Raw genomic sequence first — 1,686 nt, forward strand, 5'->3', positions numbered from 1 at the left:
AGGACGGCAACCCGCTGCCGCGCGGGGAAGTCGGACGCCTGATGACGCGCGGCCCGTACACCTTCCGCGGCTATTTCAACAGCCCGGAACACAACGCCAGCGCCTTTGATGCCAACGGTTTCTACTGCTCGGGCGATCTGATCGCCATCGACGAGCAGGGTTACATCACCGTGCAGGGGCGCGAGAAAGATCAGATCAACCGCGGTGGCGAGAAGATCGCCGCCGAAGAGATCGAAAACCTGCTGCTGCGCCACGACGCGGTGATCCACGCCGCGCTGGTGAGCATGGAGGACAGCCTGCTGGGCGAAAAAAGCTGCGCGTACCTGGTGGTGAAACAGCCCCTGCGCGCGGTGGAGGTGCGACGCTTCCTGCGCGAGCAGGGCGTTGCCGAATTTAAGCTGCCGGACCGCGTGGAGAGCGTGGATGCGCTTCCGCTCACGCCGGTCGGCAAAGTTGATAAGAAACAGTTGCGCCTGTGGCTTGCTGAACGCGCCCGGGGCTGAGGAACAGAGAATGGCCATTCCAAAATTAACCGCATACGCGCTGCCAACCGCCGCCGAACTGCCGACCAGTAAAGTGAACTGGGCGTTTGAACCGGAGCGCGCCGCGCTGCTGATCCACGATATGCAGGAGTACTTCCTGAACTTCTGGGGCGAAAATAGCGACATGATGCAGCAGGTAGTGGCGAACATCGCTAAACTGCGCGCGTACTGCAAAGAGCACAATATTCCGGTGTACTACACCGCGCAGCCGAAAGATCAGAGCGATGAAGACCGTGCCCTGCTGAACGACATGTGGGGGCCGGGCCTGACCCGTTCGCCGGAGCAGCAGCGCATCGTCGCTGAGCTGACCCCGGATGAAGCGGACACCGTGCTGGTGAAGTGGCGCTACAGCGCGTTTCACCGCTCGCCGCTGGAGCAGATGCTGAAAGAGACCGGGCGCAACCAGCTTTTGATCACCGGCGTATACGCCCACATCGGCTGCATGACCACCGCCACCGACGCCTTTATGCGCGACATTAAACCGTTCTTTATCGCCGACGCGCTGGCGGATTTCACCCGCGACGAGCACCTGATGTCGCTGAAATACGTGGCCGGACGTTCGGGCCGCGTGGTGATGACCGACGAGCTGCTGCCGTCCGTTCCGGCAACGAAAGCCGCGCTGCGTGAGCTGATCCTGCCGCTGCTGGACGAGTCCGACGAGCCGATGGATGACGAAAACCTGATCGACTACGGTCTGGATTCAGTACGGATGATGGCGCTCGCCGCCCGCTGGCGCAAAGTGCACGGCGACATTGATTTCGTGATGCTGGCAAAAAATCCGACCCTCGATGCCTGGTGGGCGCTGCTCTCCCGCGAGGTGAAGTGATGGCTTTTGATTTTACCGGTAAAACCGTCTGGGTGACGGGCGCGGGTAAGGGCATTGGCTATGCGACCGCGCTGGCATTTGTGGAGGCCGGGGCGCAGGTGACCGGGTTCGATCTGGCTTTCCCTCACGGCGAATATCCGTTTGCCACCGAAACGCTGGACGTGGCGGATGCGGTGCAGGCGAGTGACGTCTGCGGGCGTTTGCTCAGCAGCCTTGAGCGGCTCGACGTGCTGGTTAACGCAGCGGGCATTCTGCGTATGGGCGCGACGGATCAGCTTTCGCAGGAGGACTGGCAGCAGACCTTTGCGGTCAACGTCG

2 protein-coding genes and 1 pseudogene are annotated in these 1,686 nt (G+C 61.9%); all 3 read left to right on the top strand.

Annotated elements, in window-relative coordinates; translation table 11 throughout:
* Positions 1 to 503, top strand: a pseudogene (gene entE, locus DD606_RS25005) ((2,3-dihydroxybenzoyl)adenylate synthase EntE); the annotation flags it as partial.
* Between the two features lie 10 nt (positions 504 to 513).
* On the top strand, positions 514 to 1,368 hold the full coding sequence (locus DD606_RS25010; RefSeq protein WP_017382510.1) for an isochorismatase: 855 nt from the start codon (positions 514 to 516) through the stop codon (positions 1,366 to 1,368).
* On the top strand, positions 1,368 to 1,686 hold a 319-nt coding region (locus DD606_RS25015; protein ID WP_176691489.1), incomplete at its 3' end, for an SDR family NAD(P)-dependent oxidoreductase. The genes DD606_RS25010 and DD606_RS25015, both read left to right, overlap by 1 nt.

Source organism: Enterobacter cloacae complex sp. GF14B (genome assembly GCF_004136805.1).
GTDB classification, from domain to species: Bacteria; Pseudomonadota; Gammaproteobacteria; order Enterobacterales; family Enterobacteriaceae; genus Enterobacter; species Enterobacter hormaechei_C.

Excerpts from the sequence above, each read along its gene's own strand:
- DD606_RS25010 (WP_017382510.1), top strand. The coding sequence starts at position 514 with ATGGCCATTCCAAAATTAACCGCATACGCGCTGCCAACCGCCGCCGAA.